Annotated in this window: 16 protein-coding genes and 2 tRNA genes; 8 read left to right on the top strand and 10 right to left on the bottom strand. The window is 58.0% G+C overall.

Annotated features, from left to right (window positions below; all coding sequences use genetic code 11):
* Positions 1 to 69: 69 nt before the first annotated feature.
* Positions 70 to 651 (bottom strand): inosine/xanthosine triphosphatase, encoded by a 582-nt coding sequence (locus tag VI215_01530; GenBank protein ID HEY6190986.1) that lies wholly within the window; start codon positions 649 to 651, stop codon positions 70 to 72.
* 390 nt (positions 652 to 1,041) lie between these two features.
* Complete coding sequence (locus VI215_01525) at positions 1,042 to 2,313, bottom strand: OmpA family protein (GenBank protein HEY6190985.1); 1,272 nt, start codon at positions 2,311 to 2,313, stop codon at positions 1,042 to 1,044.
* A gap of 589 nt (positions 2,314 to 2,902) precedes the next feature.
* Here VI215_01525 and VI215_01520 point away from each other — a divergent pair.
* From VI215_01520 to VI215_01510, 3 genes are read left to right on the top strand one after another with little or no spacing between them, the layout of a single operon-like run.
* On the top strand, positions 2,903 to 3,418 hold the full coding sequence (locus tag VI215_01520) for a hypothetical protein (GenBank protein HEY6190984.1): 516 nt from the start codon (positions 2,903 to 2,905) through the stop codon (positions 3,416 to 3,418).
* A 6-nt stretch (positions 3,419 to 3,424) separates the two neighbouring features.
* The gene (locus VI215_01515) at positions 3,425 to 4,021 is read left to right on the top strand and encodes a hypothetical protein (protein ID HEY6190983.1); all 597 of its coding nucleotides are present in this window, start codon (positions 3,425 to 3,427) and stop codon (positions 4,019 to 4,021) included.
* 35 nt (positions 4,022 to 4,056) lie between these two features.
* Positions 4,057 to 5,184, top strand: a complete 1,128-nt coding sequence (locus tag VI215_01510) for a hypothetical protein (GenBank protein HEY6190982.1) — start codon at positions 4,057 to 4,059, stop codon at positions 5,182 to 5,184.
* A 104-nt stretch (positions 5,185 to 5,288) separates the two neighbouring features.
* Here the strand turns inward: VI215_01510 and VI215_01505 are convergent.
* The 3 genes from VI215_01505 to VI215_01495 all read right to left on the bottom strand — a co-directional run bounded on the left by VI215_01505 (position 5,289) and on the right by VI215_01495 (position 8,058).
* Positions 5,289 to 5,362, bottom strand: a tRNA-Arg gene (locus VI215_01505).
* 220 nt (positions 5,363 to 5,582) lie between these two features.
* Positions 5,583 to 7,445 (bottom strand): PAS domain-containing sensor histidine kinase, encoded by a 1,863-nt coding sequence (locus VI215_01500; protein ID HEY6190981.1) that lies wholly within the window; start codon positions 7,443 to 7,445, stop codon positions 5,583 to 5,585.
* Positions 7,446 to 7,458: 13 nt separating this feature from the next.
* Complete coding sequence (locus tag VI215_01495; GenBank protein HEY6190980.1) at positions 7,459 to 8,058, bottom strand: DedA family protein; 600 nt, start codon at positions 8,056 to 8,058, stop codon at positions 7,459 to 7,461.
* 425 nt (positions 8,059 to 8,483) lie between these two features.
* Between VI215_01495 and VI215_01490 the strand changes: the two genes are divergently transcribed.
* The 5 genes from VI215_01490 (at position 8,484) to clpX (ending at position 12,332) form a co-directional block, all read left to right on the top strand.
* Positions 8,484 to 8,852, top strand: a complete 369-nt coding sequence (locus VI215_01490; protein ID HEY6190979.1) for a response regulator — start codon at positions 8,484 to 8,486, stop codon at positions 8,850 to 8,852.
* A 140-nt stretch (positions 8,853 to 8,992) separates the two neighbouring features.
* Positions 8,993 to 9,074: transfer RNA gene (locus VI215_01485), tRNA-Leu, on the top strand.
* A gap of 48 nt (positions 9,075 to 9,122) precedes the next feature.
* The gene (gene tig, locus VI215_01480) at positions 9,123 to 10,418 is read left to right on the top strand and encodes a trigger factor (GenBank protein HEY6190978.1); all 1,296 of its coding nucleotides are present in this window, start codon (positions 9,123 to 9,125) and stop codon (positions 10,416 to 10,418) included.
* A 21-nt stretch (positions 10,419 to 10,439) separates the two neighbouring features.
* Complete coding sequence (gene clpP / locus VI215_01475; GenBank protein HEY6190977.1) at positions 10,440 to 11,066, top strand: ATP-dependent Clp endopeptidase proteolytic subunit ClpP; 627 nt, start codon at positions 10,440 to 10,442, stop codon at positions 11,064 to 11,066.
* Between the two features lie 3 nt (positions 11,067 to 11,069).
* Positions 11,070 to 12,332: an ATP-dependent Clp protease ATP-binding subunit ClpX gene (gene clpX, locus VI215_01470; protein HEY6190976.1), complete on the top strand. Its 1,263-nt coding sequence runs from the start codon at positions 11,070 to 11,072 to the stop codon at positions 12,330 to 12,332.
* A gap of 100 nt (positions 12,333 to 12,432) precedes the next feature.
* Here clpX and VI215_01465 read toward each other — a convergent pair whose 3' ends face one another.
* The 5 genes from VI215_01465 to VI215_01445 are packed head-to-tail and all read right to left on the bottom strand — an operon-like array spanning position 12,433 to position 18,831.
* Positions 12,433 to 14,946 carry a putative LPS assembly protein LptD gene (locus tag VI215_01465; protein HEY6190975.1) on the bottom strand — a complete coding sequence of 838 codons (2,514 nt, stop codon included), beginning with the start codon at positions 14,944 to 14,946 and terminating at the stop codon, positions 12,433 to 12,435.
* 11 nt (positions 14,947 to 14,957) lie between these two features.
* On the bottom strand, positions 14,958 to 15,926 hold the full coding sequence (locus VI215_01460; protein HEY6190974.1) for an ROK family protein: 969 nt from the start codon (positions 15,924 to 15,926) through the stop codon (positions 14,958 to 14,960).
* Complete coding sequence (locus VI215_01455) at positions 15,923 to 17,257, bottom strand: replication-associated recombination protein A (GenBank protein ID HEY6190973.1); 1,335 nt, start codon at positions 17,255 to 17,257, stop codon at positions 15,923 to 15,925. The genes VI215_01460 and VI215_01455 overlap by 4 nt, the downstream gene beginning before the upstream one ends.
* Before the next feature lie 52 nt (positions 17,258 to 17,309).
* On the bottom strand, positions 17,310 to 17,690 hold the full coding sequence (locus tag VI215_01450; GenBank protein ID HEY6190972.1) for a septum formation initiator family protein: 381 nt from the start codon (positions 17,688 to 17,690) through the stop codon (positions 17,310 to 17,312).
* A 7-nt stretch (positions 17,691 to 17,697) separates the two neighbouring features.
* On the bottom strand, positions 17,698 to 18,831 hold the full coding sequence (locus VI215_01445) for a D-alanine--D-alanine ligase family protein (GenBank protein HEY6190971.1): 1,134 nt from the start codon (positions 18,829 to 18,831) through the stop codon (positions 17,698 to 17,700).
* Positions 18,832 to 18,837 lie beyond the last annotated feature (6 nt).

Genomic DNA, 18,837 nt, shown 5'->3' with positions numbered 1-18,837 from the left:
GAGATTCTTAGCGCGGCATGTTGTTATCTGACATACGGCGCAAGACTTGGAGAGCTTGGGAATCATGATTCAAGATGTTTGTGCCACTCCATAGAGCTCTCCATTATAGAATGGCGCGAATGCGGCAATCAATGCCAATTCGAATGATTGTTGTCGATTCAACATATCCTTTGTCAATATTCCCCAGGTGCCCTGGTTTCCACGAACGTCATTCATTTGCACAACTTCATCAATGACATCACTCAACTCCCGATTCTTATTCATCACCTCTTGTGCGATACTGTCGGGGACGAGCACGTTTCCTGAGCTTCCAAAGCACCCTCTTTTCCCATTACTCACATACGCCCAGCTTTGAAGAAACACAAGTTTCTTACCGCTCTCTTTCAGCGAATGCAACCCGCCTTCCATACCGATATAGTAATCAGCTTGCTGATGGGCTGAAGAATGCACCTGCTGAAGCGATTCGACTCGCCGTTTCGCTCCACCGAGAAGTTCGTCCATGGTTCTTGGCATAGACGGTCCGCCGCCAATTTCATAAGTGAGGAACGTCGCCTCTTCACTCTTGATTGCGAGCAGGTGATGAACGGCTTGAAAAACTCTTTTCACTGCATCAATTTTCGGCTTGCGTTGGCTGGCAATAGCGATGAGCATAGAGATGTGATATAATGTTGAACTTTGATCTCCCATGTATTTGCCAACATGAAACTACTAAGTTTCTCCACCACAGGCAAATGGGATCGGTTGTTGTGCCCCTTCCCAGCAGCTTGATCTGAATAGCTCCATATCGCTTCCCGCAGTACAACGTATCAGCAAGGGCCCAGGTGCCGTCGAGGAACATGCGAGGGGTAAACTCCAAGAAGCAGAAGCGTTTGCCTGCTGGAAGAGGTTCGAGTTGCCTTCCCGTTCTATCTGAAGTTGCCGGACAGGAAATCATACCAGGCGAGGAGTATCACTTCAACGTGATCCGACGCGAATCGAAAGCGCAACCCTTCATCCCTCACTCCCGTCCGATTGCCGCATTTGCCCGCAATTACAAGAAGTCTATTCTAACACATGGAATTCGATGCGCCGGTTGTTTGCCCGGCCTTCGTCCGTAGTGTTATCGTCGATGGGCTCGTCATATCCTTTACCGGAGACCGTGAGGCGTTTTCCGGATATTCCATTCCCCACCAGCCATGACCTGACTGCCTCCGCCCTGCGAAAGGAGAGTTGCTTGTTGTACGCTGCACTGCCAATATTGTCCGTGTGACCGACAATGAGAACATTGAGCTCCGGACTGGCATTGAGCGCATTGAGAGCCCTCGTGAGGATGATTTTGGAATCCACAGTCAGAGTCGCCTTGTTAAATTCAAAATTGACGCCCTTCAGAACAACGGTCTTGCCCTTTTCAAGAACGATGATGGTTGTGTCGCGCTGCTTTTGTTCCGCCAACCGGCGCGCTTCAGCATCGGCCAATTCCTTTACCCGCCGTGCCTCGGCATCCGCCAGTTCCTTGACGCGCCTTGCCTCTGCGTCGGCATCGGTCTGCTTCTTCACCCGCTGTATTTCTGCGTCGGCGGAATCCTTTAGACGCTTCGCCTGCGCGTCCGCATCTGCCTGCTGCTTCAAACGAAGTTCTTCCACCTCGGCCAATTGCTTGGCATGCCTTTCCTCTGCATCCCGTAGATGTTGCGCCTCTTCATCTTCATAGCCAGTACCGATGTAGAGGTTTACCCCCAGTTTTGCAGTTGCGTACCCGTCAAGATTCCCTCTCTTGAGGTCATCGGGATAGTCGTCTGTCACGCGGTAGCCTCCGTCGAGAACAATTGAGGCGTTGTTTGAGGGAAAGATTTCGAGGCCGACACCGAACGGAACGAGAACCGAAGGTATGAACTTGCTGTCGGGGACATAGTTGCCCGCGCCATCCAATCTCTTGAACAGCAACACACCGATGCCGCCGTAGACATAGGGATTAGCTACACTCCCCGACGCAAAATGGACCCATACGTTAGCCGACGCGGGAATCGCGTTCAACTTCAAATAGTCGGACACCTGACCCGTGTTCGCGGACTTCTGCTCGGATTTCAGTTCTTCATATCCCGCGAGAATGCCCGCGGAGAATGCCGGAGTGATGCCGTACCGAAGCATGAAATCTCCACCCGGCCCGACCAGCACGTCGCTGTAATCGTTAATCCACATATTGCCCCCGCCGTGAAAGCCGAGAACCCATCGCCCTGCCGTATTCTGTGCGAATCCCGAATCGACGGGTACGAGGATGACGGAGAGCAGCGCAAACATGATCGGAACCAAGGCCAAGAGAGAATGCTTTTTCATATGCTTCTCCTTAGATGCTTGTTTGGGTTTTGTAATCACGTTCGTTTCAGTGGCAGCGCCCTTGTCTCAAAGCAGTTGTTGGTGGTGTGGCAAAAAGGGCCACTCGTAGCTTTGAAGCGCTAGCTCAAATTTATTAGTTAAGATCTTATGTTCATAGTTAAACTCTTTTAATGAGCACTGAGCGGGGAAGGTGTCTCGAGGGAAAAAGGGCCAAAACAAGTGCCGCAGCGCGAATCGAACGCGCAACCCTCCGCTTAGAAGGCCACGGGACTGCCGGTTAGCGTTTTCAATTGAAGGCAGGGTAGATCTTGGTCGTAGAATATTACGAAATAAGTGTAATTTTTTCCTTAGCCGTTTTTATCTCATTTCGCATACATTATTTGCGAGAAATCGCTCCTTTTTTTTGACATTGGAGCACAAGTATGTGTAGATTGATCACCGAGTTTCTTCCAGGGTTCAGGCCAATCTCTCGCCAAGGTACTACAACTTCTCGCTCTGGAGGGACAGGCTCAAAGGATAAGCTGTTTTGCCTGTTTCATGCGCGCACGTTAATTCTGTCATCGAAGACTGACCATCGAAACGATCGACCATGGGAACAAATCTTCTTTTCTCGATTCTTTCTTTTGTGTTGTTCGGCACGTTGCTCGTGAGCGACAACAATCTCGTAACGAGCGCCATCCAGCTCTCCTCTGAAACCGAGGTCTCGCAGGCCGCATTCGCGTTGGCACAATCTGTGATCGACGAGGCGAAGACGAAAGCATTCGATCAGAACACTGTGGCCGGAGAGGTTGCCGATAGTTCGTTCATGAGCGCGACGCTCGGGCCGAACGGCGGTGAATCGATCGGCTTTCCCGACACCCTGGCAGCGTCCGGGTATAAATCGTCAAGTATCTACAACGATGTGGATGATTACAACGGTTATTGGCGTCTGGTGCGAACCTCCTCCCGAAAGGGCGACACCGTGAGGGTGGCTGTGAACTACGCGAACGTCGGGAATCCCGACGCGTCCCTTCCAGGCAGGAATTATGCAAAGAAAATGACCGTCACCGTATCGAGCCCGTTCGTCTCGAGGTCTTATTCATTCTCCTATGTCTTCTCATACTGATGCCCCATGGCTTCTCTCCTCGATAATGTGATGTCTGTCATTCTCGGAGGGGCCGTGTTGTTCCTCCTTGCCGTCCTCATGCTGACCATGCGCACCGCTTCTACCGGCCAAACGCTGGATACGACGGTTCAATCGAATTTGGCGACCGTCACCGACATCATTGAGAATGATTTCCGAAGAGTCGGATACAAAGTGGCGGTGCCTCCATCGGACAGCGCGATTTATTATGCCACCCCCGACTCGATCAACATGAAGGGCGATATCGACAGTAACGAGACCGTCGACAACATCTGGTATTACTGGGGAAAGACCAGGCCGGCCGGCAATGTGAACCCGCAATCCCGTTACCTCTACCGGAGCGTGAATGGTGTCGTACAGGTGATGAACGACGGCATCACACTCCTCCACTTCGCGTATTTTGATTCCCTGGGAAACCAGCTTACGGCAAGCCCTCACGTCGCAAGCCCCTCAAAGATCAATTCCGTCAAGGTGACGATCAATCTGGCCAGCCCATTCCCATCCCAGATCAGCACGCACGACACCACCTATTCGTATGCGAATTGGGAACAGACACTCAAACCTCGTAATCTCAAGGTGCACTGATGTTAGGCCGGGCTTCCATTCTTGCAGTCTTAGCGATGTTCGTGCTCTCGGCGATGATTCTGCGTACAATATCGCGATCGACGACCGCTCAAAGCGATAACCTGATCCGGTACAACCAGCGAATTACCGGAAGGAATGTCGCACAAACCGGTGTGAATCTCGCCCTCCGGAACCTTGCGTCCAATTCCCTCTGGAGAGCGGGCTACTCTTCTTTGAGCGTTGCGGGCGGTACTGTTTCAGTTAGTCTCAGGGACACGGTTTACAAACGAGACGCTGTGTCGCCTCTCATCGCGGCCATCAAGATTACTTCGGTTTCAACGGTCCCATTTCTGACCGCTGTGAGCGACGTTTCGCGCCGGGACACGGTGTTCACGACGATCGCATACGTACCGAGGGGTTTCGTCCCGAAAGGTCCGCCCGGTTTCGGAATCACGGCGGTGGTGATGACACACAATCCCATCACCACCAGCGGCCACCTCATTATCGACGGGGAAGACCACGATACCACGGCCCAAGCGACGTTGCTCCCCGGCCAGGGCACATTAGGTATTTGGACAACCAGCACGCTCACCCAGAAGGGGAATTCCAGGATCGGCGGGACAAACATCGGCACGGTCGATATCACGCCGGCAGGGAACGCAGATACGAGCATCATCCGGCAACATCAACCGGAGCCCTACCCGGCGTCACCCGACAGCGTCATGGGAGGGACGGTCAATGGCTATCCGGAAGGAACGCTGAGGTCGATCGCGCAGAGCGGTATCAACGGCAGTCAGTACGTAACCAATCCGTCGAATCTCCACTCTCCTTTTTCAGGCGTGACGTATATCGAACTGCCGCCCGGGGGTGCATGGGTTCCAGCCGAAATCTCCGGTTCGGGAATTCTTGTCGTGCATAGCAGCGCGAGGGATGCGGTGATGGGCAACGTTCACGGCACATTCCAGGGGATTATCATCGCCGATGACATCGCCCACATAAATTCAGGCACAACTATTTTGGGCGCGATCGTCGCGCTCTCAACGGATCCCTCCAAATTCAACGACTTCAGCAACGGAACTTCGAGTATTCTCTATTCAAGCCTCGCCATCGAGCAGGCGACCGCTCGTATCCAACCGATCGTGATTAACACGTACACCAACAAAGTCATCGCCTGGTGGGAATAGGGTTCGTCCCAACAACTCCATCTTGCATTTCCCGATCCCTTCGATTCTGCGGGCAGTTCTGTTGGCAGGGGAGGTGTCGGGAGGGAAACACCGGCAGGAACAAGTGACCCCGGCGCGAATCGAACGCGCAACCCTCAGCTTAGAAGGCTGATGCTCTATCCAGTTGAGCTACGGGGTCAGGTGGGGATTGTGCAGGAAAGTAAAGAGATTCGGGGGGAAATGCAAAAGCTGGCGGCGGCAGAATTTCAATTGCCCAACCGAAAGACCGCTTCAATTTCACCGAACATGTCATCCTGAGGGAGCGTAGCGACCGAAGGATCTTCCACGTCGACTTGCAAGATCCTTCGCTTCGCTCAGGATGACAAAATAAGACATTACCAAAATCCTCGAGCGGGTCGCTACAACGGATTTAAGGGCAGCGTCAGCGTGAATGTAGTCCCCCGGCCGGGAGCGCTCTCGGCGGTGACCCTTCCCCTGTGCGCCTCCATGATCCACTGCACGAAGGCCAGACCGAGCCCCGTTCCCCGCGAGTTGGCGCTTCCTCTATAGAACGGATCGAATATCCGGGGCAGATCTTCCGGCGAGATTCCCGCCCCGTTGTCCGAAAACTTCAGCAGCACGTTCGGCGGTTCGATCGAATACCCGATTTGAATTTTCCCGTTTTCCGGCGTGTGCTTCAGGGCGTTTTCCAGAAGGTTGAACAGGATCTGCCTGATCCGGTCGGCATCGCAGGTAAGAGACGCCGGCGGGGAGGAGCAAAACTCCACCGAAATATTCTTCGAGTTGGAGAGGATCACCGCATCCTCATGAAAATCCCTGAGCAGTTTTTGCAGATCGACGCCTGAGAGCTCGAGGCGGAACGTCCCCGATTGCATCGCGCCGAGGCTGAGGAGCGTTTCGACGGTCCGGCTCAGCCGGAGGATTTCATCATACGCGGAGACCACGACCCCGCGCAAGGAACTTTCCGGCATCCCGAGGTTCATGGCGCCCTCGAGTTGATTCCGGAGGATGGAAAGAGGAGTTCTGAGCTCATGGGAGGCGAGCGAGGAAAAACTGAGCGTCTTTTGGAGCGTGAGCCCCATCTTGTCGACCGTCTCGCCGATACGCTCCGCCAGACGGTCCATCATCAATGCCGTGTCGCCCGCGACCTGCTCCCGGGCGTCAAGCGCGCGCGATTGTGCGCCGGCCTGCGCTTCGAAGATCTCCCGAAAACGGGACTCGGATTGTTGCAGGGCCTCGAGGGCGCGCTTCTGGGCGCTGATATCTCTCGCCACGCCGAGAAACCCCCCCAGCGCCTCGTTCGACGCGATGACGCCGAAGGAAAAGCTCATGGCGACGAGCTCCCCGTTCTTACAGATCATTTCCCCTTCGAACGACGCCTCTTCGGCCTTCCCGCGGACCGCCTTCTCACGGTATTCGAGGAGCGGCTCCGGGCGGGAGAGGAATTCCTGCAGGTGCCGGCCGATCATTTCCTGTTCGGAGAATCCGAGGAGCGACTTCACCGGCCCGCCCATCATCCGGATCCGCAATTCGTCGTCCGTCTTGAGCAGAAGATCGTTCATTCCCATGAGGACCGTTTTGAGGATATCGTACGGGGTATTGACGATGATCCGGTGCCGGAAGACGAGATAGACCGAAAGCAGGAGCGCAACCGAGGAGGAATAGAAATACCAGACCCCGCTTCCATGAAAGAGCACCGAATTGATGGTTTGCGTGAACGGCCCCGGAAGGACGAGGAGGACCAGGACGATGCCCGTGAAAAAAAGGTTCGATTTCACCTCGCGCTCCGAGAAGAGCTTCAAGGTCGAATAGACCATCGCGACGCCGATGCTCAGGAACACCGACATCCAGATGATGTAGAAAATGAACCCGCTGTCCGACATCGAGCCATCGGACCGTACGGGGCCCGGGATCAATCCGAGGAGGAGCATCGCGAAGCTAAAGAATCCGGCGAGGTATATGGCCGCCATCGCGCCCCGTGATTTCAGGATCTGCTGCTGTTTGGAAAAGATCACGATGAAATGGAGGAAAAACGAGGGAAGAAGCGCGTAGCAGAACAGGAGCGAGTCCCCGATCCACTTCCGGGGCGGCCCCTCGAGGGGCTGGAAGGTTGGCATTCCCAGAGTGCCGAGGATGACCAGGCACCCGACGCAGAATGCGAAAAACCGGCTGAGGGGACTCGCCGGCAACCTGACGAGCACCAGTAGGGTGAGGAGGGAGTTGACGACGGCGTATGCGGCAATGATGTAGACTATTGACACGGCCGATTCCTTCTCAGGTGAGGGAATTCCGAAAAACCCACTTCTTCACTATCCAAAGGAGCGCCAGCACAATAACCGCCACAATCGTGCCGATGACCAGGTTATCCTCGATCTTCGTGAGAACGTACTCCCACTGATCACCGAGAGAGTAACCGAGCAGGATGAAGCTCGTCGACCAGATGAGAGCTCCGGAATATGCGTAGAGGGCAAATTTCGGAAGTTCGAGCCTGGATGCGCCAGCGACATACGCGGTGAGATGGCGGACTCCGGGAATAAAATAGCCGATCGGAAGCGTCCACTTGCCCCGGAGCAGAAACCACCGGTGGGCGGCGGCCAGCCGCTCCGGCGTCACGAACAAGAACTTCCCGTACCTCTGGATCAGGTAGAGCCCGACGAGCCGGCCCAGCCCGTAGCTGATCGTAATGCCGCAAACGCTCCCGAGGAAGGCGGCTGCGAGCGTCCCATGGAAGGTCAGCTGCTGCTTGTAGACCAGGTACCCTGAAAAGGTGAGGAGCGTCTCGTCCGGGACCGGAATCCCCACAATCCCGAGCATGAGAAGCGTGGAAATGCCGATGTAGCCGTAATCGGAGATCCAGACACTGATGAGTTCCATGGCCCTGATGCGCGTTCGGGAGATACGTCGGCGGGTAACCGTGCGCGCGCCTGTCGCGTCACCGGGCCGACGAAGGAGCAATAATCTATTAAAGATTCGCGGTAAACGCAAGAACAGGCAGTGCCGGGTGCTCAACCCTCGTTCCCACGCTCTGCGTGGGAACGCAAATGTCGGCCGCTCCGCGGCCGTGGACGCTGGAGCGTCCAAATATCCGCTCCCACGGAGACCGTGGGAGCGAGCGCGACCTGAAGGTCGCGCCTACCGATTCCTCGGGCATGGTCGTTTGGCGACCGATGCTTCGGGCTTGGTAGCCGCAGGCTTTAGCCTGCGGTCTTTTGGTTCTGAAGCGGCAAAGGCTCCCCGGATTTGATTTTACCTGCAAGGGATGCTATATTGATGGGCTTTCACAAATGAGGACACGCGGCATGACCGATCAAATCAAGTTGCTGGTTGTAGAAGACGAGGATTCTCTCAGATCGCTCCTCAAATCGGAGCTCGAGACCTACGGTTTCGCCGTGGACGAGGCGGATGGCGGGAACAGCGCCATGCAATCGCTCAATAGCAACCACTACGACGTCGTCATCCTCGACATCCGCATGCCCGACATCGACGGCCTCGAGGTCCTCCGGAACATCCGCCAGGAGAACCTCGCGGAGAAGGTCATCATGCTCACCGGAGTCAACGAGCTGAAAATCGCCCGGGACAGCCTTGAGATGGGCGCCAATGATTTTCTCACGAAGCCCTATGAGTTCAAGAAATTGCTGGAATGTATCAACCGCGTAATGAAAGAATAGGTCTGCAAGGCCCCCTGTAGCCTGTCCCGCGGCGTCCGCCGCCCACTCTCCTTGAAATTCCCTCGAAAAAGGAGTATATTAACGGAGCCTCCCGAAAAAGACCGATCAAGAGAGGATGCAGGATGTGTCCGGGAATGATCGGGTAGATGGCGGAATTGGCATACGCGCTAGACTTAGGATCTAGTGGGGAAACCCGTGGGGGTTCAAGTCCCCCTCTACCCACAGATCGGTCGCGGTAACCGGGAGGTACAACGTGCATTCCCTCTTATGATGGATATATCGATCACCGACATCAACGACGTCCGCAAGGAAATCCAGGTCACGGCCTACGCCGATGACCTGCTACCCCATTTCGAGAAGGCCTACAGGGAGCAACTCCCGAAGATAGAGATCAAGGGGTTTCGCAAAGGAAAGGTCCCTCTCGACCTCGTCAAGAAACTCCACGGCGAGGCCATCGAGCACGACTCGCTCGATACCATCGTGAACGACGTCTACCGGCAAGTCGTCCAGGAGCGGAATATCCAGCCGATCGGAGACCCAGTCCTCACCAAAATGGATTACCGGCGCGGCGAGGCGCTGACCTTCAAGATCTCCTACGAGATCGCCCCCGTGTTCGAGCTGGGGGAGTACAAGGGGATCGCACTCGAGAAACCCGTCCACAAGGTGACCGACGCGGAGGTTGAAAGCGAACTCCTCAGGCTCCGGAGATCAGACAGCACGATGTCCGAGGTTCCGGCGGCCGCGGACGACGAGCACGTTCTTACGGTCGACATCCAGGAAACCGACCCCGCGGGCAGCCCGCTGATCGGAAGGAAGACCTCGGACGCGCGGCTTCACCTCGCCGACGAGTCGATTTTTGCGGAAATCAAGGGCGTGTTGCGGAATGCCGCGGCCGGATCGACCCACCGGGTGACGGTCACCGCCGAAAAGGAAGGAAAGAAAGAGCCCGCCCACCTGGAAATCAGCGTGAAAAAGGTGGAGAAGATGAATCTGCCGGAGCTCGACGCGGAGTTCGCGAAGAAACTGACGAAGGGAAAAATTCAGACCCCCGAGGAGTTCCGCAAGAATCTTAGAGAAGACCTGGAGCGCTACTGGGAGGACCGGAGCGAGCGGATCGTGGCGGACGGGCTGATCGGCGAGATCGCCCGGCGCCATGACTTCACCGTTCCCGACACGCTCGTGAAAGGAATCCTCGACTCCCTGCTGGAAGAGTTCAAGAACCGGAACCCCGGAAAGAAGCTCCCCCCCGATTTCGACGAGAAGGATTTCATGGAGAAGAACCGGCCCTACGCGATCTTCCAGGCCAAATGGTTCCTCATCCGGGAGCGGATCATCGAGGCGGAAAAGATTCAGGCGGAGGACTCCGATCTCGAGCGCCTGGCGGACCAGGAAGCCTCAAAAATCGGAATCGAAAAGGACCGCTTAGTGACTTTCTACAAATCGTCGGATACGGTCAAGAACAGGATCGTTTCCGACAAACTCCTTGCATTCCTGAAGGAGCAAGCGCACATCACCGAGAAAGTCGTCGACGACCAGGATGGCGGACGCCTCGGACCAACTCCCTGAACAAGAAAGGTAACCAGATCAATGCCGACACCAATCTATAACCAGCTCGTACCCATTGTCATCGAATCGACCGGCCGCGGCGAGAGGGCCTACGATATTTACTCGCGGCTTCTGAAGGAACGGATCGTCTTCATCGGCACGCCCATCGACGATACCATCGCCGGCCTCGTGATCGCGCAGTTGCTCTTCCTCGAATCCGAGGACCCCGAGAAGGACATCCATGTCTATATCAACAGCCCGGGAGGGAGCGTCTATTCCGGGATGGCGATCTATGACACCATGCAATACGTACGCCCCGATATCTCGACGATGTGCGTCGGGATGTCGGCGAGCATCGCCGCGATCCTTCTCGCGGGCGGCACGAAGGGGAAACGGACCGCCCTCCCGAACTCCCGCATCATGATCCACCAGCCGTGGGGCGGAACCCAGGGCACCGCCTCCGATATCATCATCCAGGCGGAAGAGATCCTGCGGATCAAGAAAAGAATCAACGAAATCCTCGCCGGCCATTGCGGGAAATCGGTGGACCAGATCGAGAAGGACACCGACCGCGACAACTACATGACTTCCGAAGACGCAAAGAGCTACGGCATCATCGACAGCATCCTCGTCAAGAAACCTAAATTGGACGGCAAAAAGGAGAAGTAGCCGATGGCACAGAAAGGGAAGCCGGACGAATCGATCCGGTGTTCGTTCTGCGGACAATCAGCCGACAAAGTCCAGAGCCTCATCGCAGGGCCCGAGGCGTACATCTGCGACGGCTGCGTTTCGAGCTCGGTGGACATCCTTAGAAACAACAAGGCGGTCACCGCCGGGAAGCAGCCGGGGTCAAGGCCCCCGTTCACCCCCCTCCATCTCAAGCGCGCACTCGACGGGTACGTGATCGGCCAGGAATCCGCGAAGAAAACGCTCGCCGTCGCCGTCTACAACCACTATAAGCGCATTGAGTCGAAGGCGCACATGCGCAACCTGGACGACGTCGAGCTTGAGAAGAGCAACATCCTTCTGCTCGGCCCCACCGGCACGGGAAAAACGCTTCTCGCCCAGACGCTTGCGCGGATCCTCGCGGTACCCTTCGCCATCGCCGACGCCACCACTCTGACCGAGGCGGGCTATGTCGGCGACGACGTGGAAACGGTTCTGGTGCATCTCCTGCAGAGCGCCGACTACGATGTCGACAAGGCCGAGCGGGGCATCGTGTACATCGACGAGGTCGATAAGATCGCCCGGAAAAGCGACAGCGTCTCGATCACGCGCGATGTCTCCGGAGAGGGCGTGCAACAGGCCCTTCTGAAGATTCTCGAGGGAACGATCGCCGGAGTGCCTCCGAAGGGCGGCCGCAAACACCCGGAGCAAAGCCTGATCAACCTGAATACAAAGAACATCCTCTTCGTCTGCGGCGGCGCCTTCGAGGGGCTCGAGCGGATCATCTCCCACCGGGTCCACCAGAACGCGATCGGATTCGGGGCCACCATCAGGGGAAAAAAAGACGACGCCCAGCAGGAGTACCTCCCGCTCGTGGAACCGGACGACCTCCTGAAGTTCGGCCTGATCCCCGAATTCGTCGGACGGCTTCCGGTCGTGGCGACCCTCCACCCCCTGCACGAGAAGGCGCTCCTCAACATCCTGACCGAGCCGAAGAATGCGATCGTCAAGCAGTACAAGAAGTTATTCCGGATGGAAGGCGTCGACCTGGAGTTCGAAGAGGGGGCGCTGAAACTTGTCGTTCAGAGGGCGATCGAGCGCGGAACCGGCGCCCGTGCGCTTCGTTCGATCATGGAAGAGACGATGCTCGACATCATGTACCAGCTCCCGGGCAGGCAGAACGTCGTCAAGTGCGTTGTCACACGCGAGACGGTGCAGAAGAAGCAGGAGCCGGTGTACCTGTACAAGGAGAGGAAGGCGTCGGCGTAAACCGACGCATTGACCCGCCTTAAAAGCCCGCAACCTGAAGGTTGCGGCTACCGATCCCTGGAGATCCTCCTGTTGCGGTAGGCGCGGGCTTTTGCCCGCCTCAGTAAATCCCCCGGTCGCTCCCCGATTTCGTCACCTTGATGTCCTGCAACTGCGGCGCCTTCACCTTGATCTCGAGCAGGTAATGCCTGTAGGTGCCGGTCGGAACCCACTGAAAATCCATCAGCCAGCAGTGAAGGTCCCTGGAGATCTGTACCTCCGGAGCAAGGACGTCCCGGTTGAGGACGTCGTACGCCGTGTTCAGCGAGATCTTCCAGCTTTCCGTGAGGTTGAAGTCGAGATGCGCCCGGAGGTTCGAGCTCCTGGTGTGAGACACCTTGTTCTCCGCGTAGTTCAGCGAGAGGGAGAGTTGCCACGGGATGCTGAAATCGGGCTCCTCGTTTTCAAGGAGGTTCGCATACCCGGATGCGCTCCGGGAGCGCACCGAGGAGTCGGGAGCGGAGGGCTTCTGGCCCGATGACCTCCGCTCTCCGGAAAGAGAGGTCGCGAGCGCGATCGAAAAATCGGTGAGGCGGGCCAGGCGGTGCTCTTCGTTGATCAGAAATTTATTGACCCGGATAAACTGCCCCGGGAAGACCTCCACGAGCTTATACAGGTCGAAACCGGCGCTTCCGCCCACGTCGAGCGCCTTGCCGATCCCCGTCCGGTAGGAGAGGCCGATGGGCGAGAAGTTCAGGCTGTCGGCGGAGAAATTGTAAGCGATTCCCGCTCCGAGGTTCAGGAGCTGGATCTTGTCCCCCTCCTTCCCCTCCTCGTGCGGGATGGTTTTCATCTCCAGGATGTTGCCGATATTCAGGTTCATCACCATCTGCTTGCCGGAAAGGTCGTCCCCCACCACCTGCTTAGAATAGGTGAAGGTGAGGCTCGGAGTGACGGTGTGGCGGAGGGCGGCGATGCCGAGGAGCCCCGGCTGGACGATCCCGTAGACTTTGGTGCTGGCGGAGAGCCCTGCGGAGAGTATGCCCGAGCGCTGGGATACGCGCTGATTGACGGTCGTCAGAGTGCTGTCCGCGGGGTTCAGCGCCGGGACGTCGTTGTCAGTGAACGAACGGTTGTCGGTGTAGCTGAGCGAAGGCGAGAGCGTGACATACCCGAGCTTCGGGGCGATGCTCAGAGATGCGCTCTGGTTGAGGCCCCGGATTTGATCGTACTCGAACGCGTCCACGGATCCGGCGGTATCGGCGCCTCCGGCGGTGAGCATCTGAATCCCCCCGATCGTCCTGTGGAGCCTCGCGATCCGGTTCGACGCGGTGGCGCTGTAGCTGAACCCGATGTCCTGGTAGAAGGGGCGGCCCGTCTCGTCGCCCTTCGACTTCCCCCACCGGAGAGGATAGCTGAGGCTGTGGTTGAAACTGAGAGAGGGAAGCGTCTGGTCGAGGCTCCCGTCGAGGAGATTCTGCTGGCGCGAGAGGCTCAGGGAGATGCTGTTCGGCGTCCCCTCCCAGGATTTGGAGAGCGTCGCGTTGGAGGTGACGTACTGGTCGAGCGCCTCGTTCAGATCGATGGTATTCCTGTAGGAGTTATTGCTCGCGAAGGAGAAGTTGGCGTTGAGATGCGTGGTCGGATCAAACTCCTGGCTGTGGACGATCCCCAGCCTGTACGATTCGTCCTCGGTGCGGCCCGGATCGGTGCTCTCGCCCGTGTGGAGCCGCTTGTACTCGGCGCTCAGCGAACCGCTGAAGTTGTACCGGAGCGCATACCGGTAGTTCGAATACCCCGCCCATCCCCCCTTCGAAAAGAGATCGGTCTTGAAGTTGATGTCCATGTAATCGCTCATCGCCCAGTAGTATCCGAGGTGGCTGAGGAACCGCCCCCGGTTCGCATCCTCCCCGTATGCGGGCGCGATCAGCCCCGAACGGCGGCCCCGCTGGTTCGGAAAGACCCCGAACGGCAGCGCAAAGACCGGCACGTCCGCGATGTAGAGATAGACCGGCTCGGCGACGATCTTATCCTGGGGAACCACCTTCATTTTCGGGCTCGCGAAGAAGTAGTGCGGTTCGGGGGCGTCGCAGGTCGTGAAGCGGCCGTCCCCGACGTAGAGGACGTCGCTCCCCTGCTTCTTGATCTCTTCGCCCCGGTAATATCCCTGGTCGATCGTGGTGTTCGCCACGTCGATTCTCCCCTTCTTCGTGGCGAAGTCGTAGGTCAGCTCGTGCCCGTAATAGACCTCGCTCCCCTCTTTCATCTCGGGAGTCCCGCGGAACTTCCTTCCCGTCGTGTCCGACGTGTCCGGAACTCCCTTCGCGTGCATGATGGATGTGTTCCAGTTGATGTCGATCCGGTCCGAGGTGAGCTGGAGGTCCCGGTACTTTATCTGTCCCTTCTGGAAGAGCGACATCTTCTTTGTGGAAAAATCGTAGACGATGGAATCCGCGCTGGAGTATGTGACGAGGGTGTCAACGCCGGATGAGCTCGAGGTGTCCTTCGGGACCGGAGCGGCGGCGCGCGCGGAATCGCGGCGGGCGGATGTCGAATCCCGCCCGGGCGCGGTCTGGCCCGGCGCCGGGCAGAGGAAGAGGAAGTGCAACAAGACGAGGGCCCAGGAAACTCTCAACCGGAATCCCCTCACATGGCCAGGGTTGCCGCCCCGATGATCCCCGCCGTGTTGCCCAGCTCGGCCTTGAGGACGCGGACTCCGGTTTTGTGCGACTTCAACACGCGCGAGCGAAGGCCGTCCTGGATCGCCGTGTAGACGAACGAAGGGACTGCCGAGATTCCCCCTCCGATCACCACGATCCGCAGGTCGAGGATATTGAGCGCAGACGCCAGCCCGTATCCGAGAAGCTCGCCCGCCTCTTTGAGGATCGAGATGGCGGTCGGGTCGCCGTCCTCGGCTGCGCGGGAAATGATCGCGGGCTCGATCTTGTTCAGGTTCCCGCCGACAAGGTCATAGATCTTCGAGGGGTAGGCGTCTTTGGGGGCGTTCTGGAGGATTTCCTTCGTCCGCTTCGATAGATACCGCTGGCCGATATAGGCCTCGATGCACCCTTTGCTCCCGCAGTTGCAGAGGAGGCCCTCGTAGTCGATGGAAACATGGCCGATCTCCCCGGCGCCGCCATGAGGGCCCCGGTAGATCTTGTGATCGAGGATGATTCCTCCGCCGACTCCGCTCCCCCAGATCACGAACAGAAAATCCCGGAAGCTCTTGCCCGCCCCCGCTTTCGCTTCTCCCATCGCCGCGGCGTTAGCGTCATTTTCGATGAAGATCGGGAGGGCGAACACCTTCCGCAGGTTCGCTGCGACAGGCACCTCCTCCCAGTCGGCGAAGTTCGGCGGGTACCGGACCATGCCGTCGTCCGGCGTCACCATGCCCGGTATTCCCACGCCGATGCCGAGGCAGGACGCCTTCTTCTGGCTTTCGAGGAGCTGCCCGATGGTCAGGACGATCTGGTTCATGACCACGCGGGGACCCTTGTCCGCCTTGGTGTCGAACGAAACCTGTTCCAGGATCTTCCCCTGCCGGTCCACGATGCCCGCCTTGATCGTCGTGCCCCCCACATCGACGCCGATGGCGAACGTTTTTTTCTCGGTCAACGCTGTTTCCCCTTCCACTGCTTGTTCAACCGCTCCCTGATCGCCTCTTCCTCGCCGATGTCGGCGGGGCGATAGTAAATCTTCTCCTTCAGATTGTCGGGAAGATACTGTTGTTCCACGAAGTGTCCGTCAAAATCATGGCTGTACTTGTAGTCCCTTCCGTATGCCATCTGCTCCATCAGTTTCGTCGGCGCGTTGCCCAGGTGGAGGGGCACCGGGTCGTTTGCGGCTCGGTGGACGTCGTCGGAGGCCTCCTTGATCGCGCGCATCGACGCGTTGCTTTTGGGCGCGGAGGCGAGGTATGTCGCGGCCTGCGACAGGATGAGAGCCGCCTCGGGCATCCCCACGTAGTCCACTGCCGTGAAGCAGCTCGTCGCCAGCACGAGCCCGTGCGGATCGGCGTTGCCGATATCCTCCGACGCAAGAATGATCATGCGCCGCGCGATGAATTTCGGGTCCTCTCCCCCCTCCAGCATCCGGGCGAGCCAGTAGACCGCCGCGTCGGGATCGCTGCCGCGCACGCTCTTGATGAAGGCCGAGATGATATTGTAGTGCTCCTCGCCCCCCTTGTCGTATTTCGGCTGCCTCCTCTGAAACGCCTCTTCGATCTGCCGGACCGCAGGCGCGCGCTCGCCCCCGTGACCCGGTTTGGTCAGACGGAGAGCGCTCTCGAGGCCGTTTAACATAATGCGCGCGTCGCCGGCGGCAAGGAGCATCAGGAGCTCCCGCTCCTTTTCCCCCAGGCGGACTTTTTGGCTCTTGAGGATCACGTCCGAGCCGATCGCCCGGTCGAGCACCCGGTTCAACTCTTCCTTCGTCAGCGGCTGGAGCACGTAAACAAGGCAGCGGGAGAGGAGCGGCCCGATGACTTCGAACGACGGGTTCTCGGTCGTCGCGCCGATGAGCGTCAGGATTCCGTCTTCGACGCTGTGCAGGAGGGCGTCCTGCTGGGCCTTGTTGAAGCGGTGGATTTCGTCGATGAATAACAGCGTTCGCTTTCCGAGGCGCCTGTTCCCCCCCGCCCGCTCGATGACCTTGCGGACATCCTGAACACCCGCGGAGACGGCGTTGAGCTGGTGAAAGTCGAAGTCGGTTTGCTGCGCGATGATCCGCGCGATGGTGGTCTTCCCGCAACCGGGAGGGCCCCAGAGGATGATCGAGGGGATTTCGTTTTGTTCGATGAACGCCCGGAGAGGACGCCCCTCGCCCAGGAGGTGCTCCTGGCCGATGATTTCATCGAGGTTGTTGGGGCGGACGCGCTCAGCGAGGGGGGCCGAGGAAGGGGCTCCGCCGGATTTTTCAGCGCTCCGCTGCTGTTCGAACAGCTCCATGGCCGGTATCGGATAGACGGGTCGGAAGGTGAGTTCTGCCGGACGACAAATCTTATTTCTCCTTTTTCACCTTGTAGACCGTTTCGCCGTCCCTCACCATACCATACTTTTCGCGCGCGACCTTTTCGATGGCCTTCGGGTCGTTCTCGAGCGATTTCGAGAGGTCCTGCAACCGGCGTTGTTCCTGGGAAGCAGCCTGGACTTTCGCCTGCATCGCGCTCTTATCCCCCTCGAGGCTGAGGCGCTTCAGAATCCCTTTATTGCTGAATGTCGCGAAAGAAACGACGGGAACCACGATGAGGGCCGCGAGGAGGGTGCGCTTGTGGCGAATGATCGCCTTGAGGCGTGCCGCCACGACATTCCTCGAAGGCGTCTTACGGTAATACTGGTCGTCCATCGGCGATAATGTACGAGATTTTGGGTGAATTGCCAAACGACGTTCAGGAACCCTTGTACCAATGGGATTTCGGCTCGAACTTCGTCCTGAGCGAGGCCCGCACCCGGAAACGCTCCAGCGCGAGCTCGATGAGCCGGTCGAGGAGCCGGGGATAGGAGAGGCCCGACGCCTCCCAGAGCTTCGGATACATGCTGATCGACGTAAAACCCGGAATCGTATTGATCTCGTTGAAGAAGATCCGGTTTGTCCTCCTGACGACCAGAAAGTCGACGCGGGCCATCCCGGCGCAATCGATCGCCTTGAATCCCCGGATTGCGAGCTCCTTCAGCTTGTTCGCCACGTTCGCCGGGAGGCGGGCCGGAATCACGGCCTCCGACTTCCCGTCGACGTACTTCGCGTCGTAGTCGTAAAACTCGTTGGATGAAAGAATCTCTCCCGGCACGGAGGCCTCCGGATCGTCGTTCCCGAGAACGCTCAATTCGATTTCGCGTGCGTTTTCGATGCTTTTCTCGACGAGAATCTTCCGGTCGTATTGCGCCGCGAGCTCGATCGCCGGGAGGAGTTCCTTCCGGTTGTGGGCTTTCGAGATGCCGACGCTCGACCCGGAATTAGCCGGTTTCACGAAGCAGGGGTATTTCAGTTTCTTCTCGATGAGCGAAACGATCTTTTTCGCTCCCGCCCGGTATTCGCCGTCGAGGAACCAGAGATAGGGCGAAACGGGGATCCGTTCGTGCTCGCAGAGTTGTTTGGTGACGACTTTGTCCATCCCCGCGGCGGAGCCGAGGACGCCCGCCCCGACATACGGAATCCCTGCAAGCTCGAACAAGCCCTGAACCGTTCCGTCCTCGCCGAATGTCCCGTGAAGCGTGGGGAAGATGACATCGAGCGGGTATCCGCCCCTCTGGCCGTGCGCGCCGCCGAGCTCCACCAGCCCCTTCTCCGCCGGATCGGGCAGGAGTATCTTTTCGGGTTGATCCTCCAGCCGCCCTCTTTCCTTCAGGAGCCGGACGGCATCCGGAGAACTAAGCCACCGGCCCTCGGGGGAGATCCCGATCGGGACGATTTCATACTTCGTCTTGTCGAGGGCGTTGATCACCGAGGCGGCCGAGACGAGAGAGACCTCGTGCTCTGCCGATCGCCCCCCGAAGATCACCCCGACTCTGAGTTTGGGCGCCATACCCGT

The sequence above is a fragment of the Bacteroidota bacterium genome (assembly GCA_036522515.1).
Taxonomy (GTDB): Bacteria; Bacteroidota; Ignavibacteria; order UBA10030; family SZUA-254; genus VBOC01.
Note: the sequence above shows the minus strand (reverse complement) of the source record. Positions and strands in the feature narration are given on the sequence as shown.

Bases quoted from the DNA above. Each gene is read 5' to 3' on its own strand.
- VI215_01455 (HEY6190973.1), bottom strand. From the start codon at position 17,257: ATGGAGCTGTTCGAACAGCAGCGGAGCGCTGAAAAATCCGGCGGAGCC.
- clpP (HEY6190977.1), top strand. From the start codon at position 10,440: ATGCCGACACCAATCTATAACCAGCTCGTACCCATTGTCATCGAATCG.
- VI215_01520 (HEY6190984.1), top strand. From the start codon at position 2,903: ATGGGAACAAATCTTCTTTTCTCGATTCTTTCTTTTGTGTTGTTCGGC.
- VI215_01510 (HEY6190982.1), top strand. From the start codon at position 4,057: ATGTTCGTGCTCTCGGCGATGATTCTGCGTACAATATCGCGATCGACG.
- clpX (HEY6190976.1), top strand. From the start codon at position 11,070: ATGGCACAGAAAGGGAAGCCGGACGAATCGATCCGGTGTTCGTTCTGC.
- VI215_01490 (HEY6190979.1), top strand. From the start codon at position 8,484: ATGACCGATCAAATCAAGTTGCTGGTTGTAGAAGACGAGGATTCTCTC.
- VI215_01525 (HEY6190985.1), bottom strand. From the start codon at position 2,313: ATGAAAAAGCATTCTCTCTTGGCCTTGGTTCCGATCATGTTTGCGCTG.
- VI215_01530 (HEY6190986.1), bottom strand. From the start codon at position 651: ATGCTCATCGCTATTGCCAGCCAACGCAAGCCGAAAATTGATGCAGTG.
- VI215_01495 (HEY6190980.1), bottom strand. From the start codon at position 8,058: ATGGAACTCATCAGTGTCTGGATCTCCGATTACGGCTACATCGGCATT.
- tig (HEY6190978.1), top strand. From the start codon at position 9,123: ATGGATATATCGATCACCGACATCAACGACGTCCGCAAGGAAATCCAG.
- VI215_01515 (HEY6190983.1), top strand. From the start codon at position 3,425: ATGGCTTCTCTCCTCGATAATGTGATGTCTGTCATTCTCGGAGGGGCC.
- VI215_01445 (HEY6190971.1), bottom strand. From the start codon at position 18,831: ATGGCGCCCAAACTCAGAGTCGGGGTGATCTTCGGGGGGCGATCGGCA.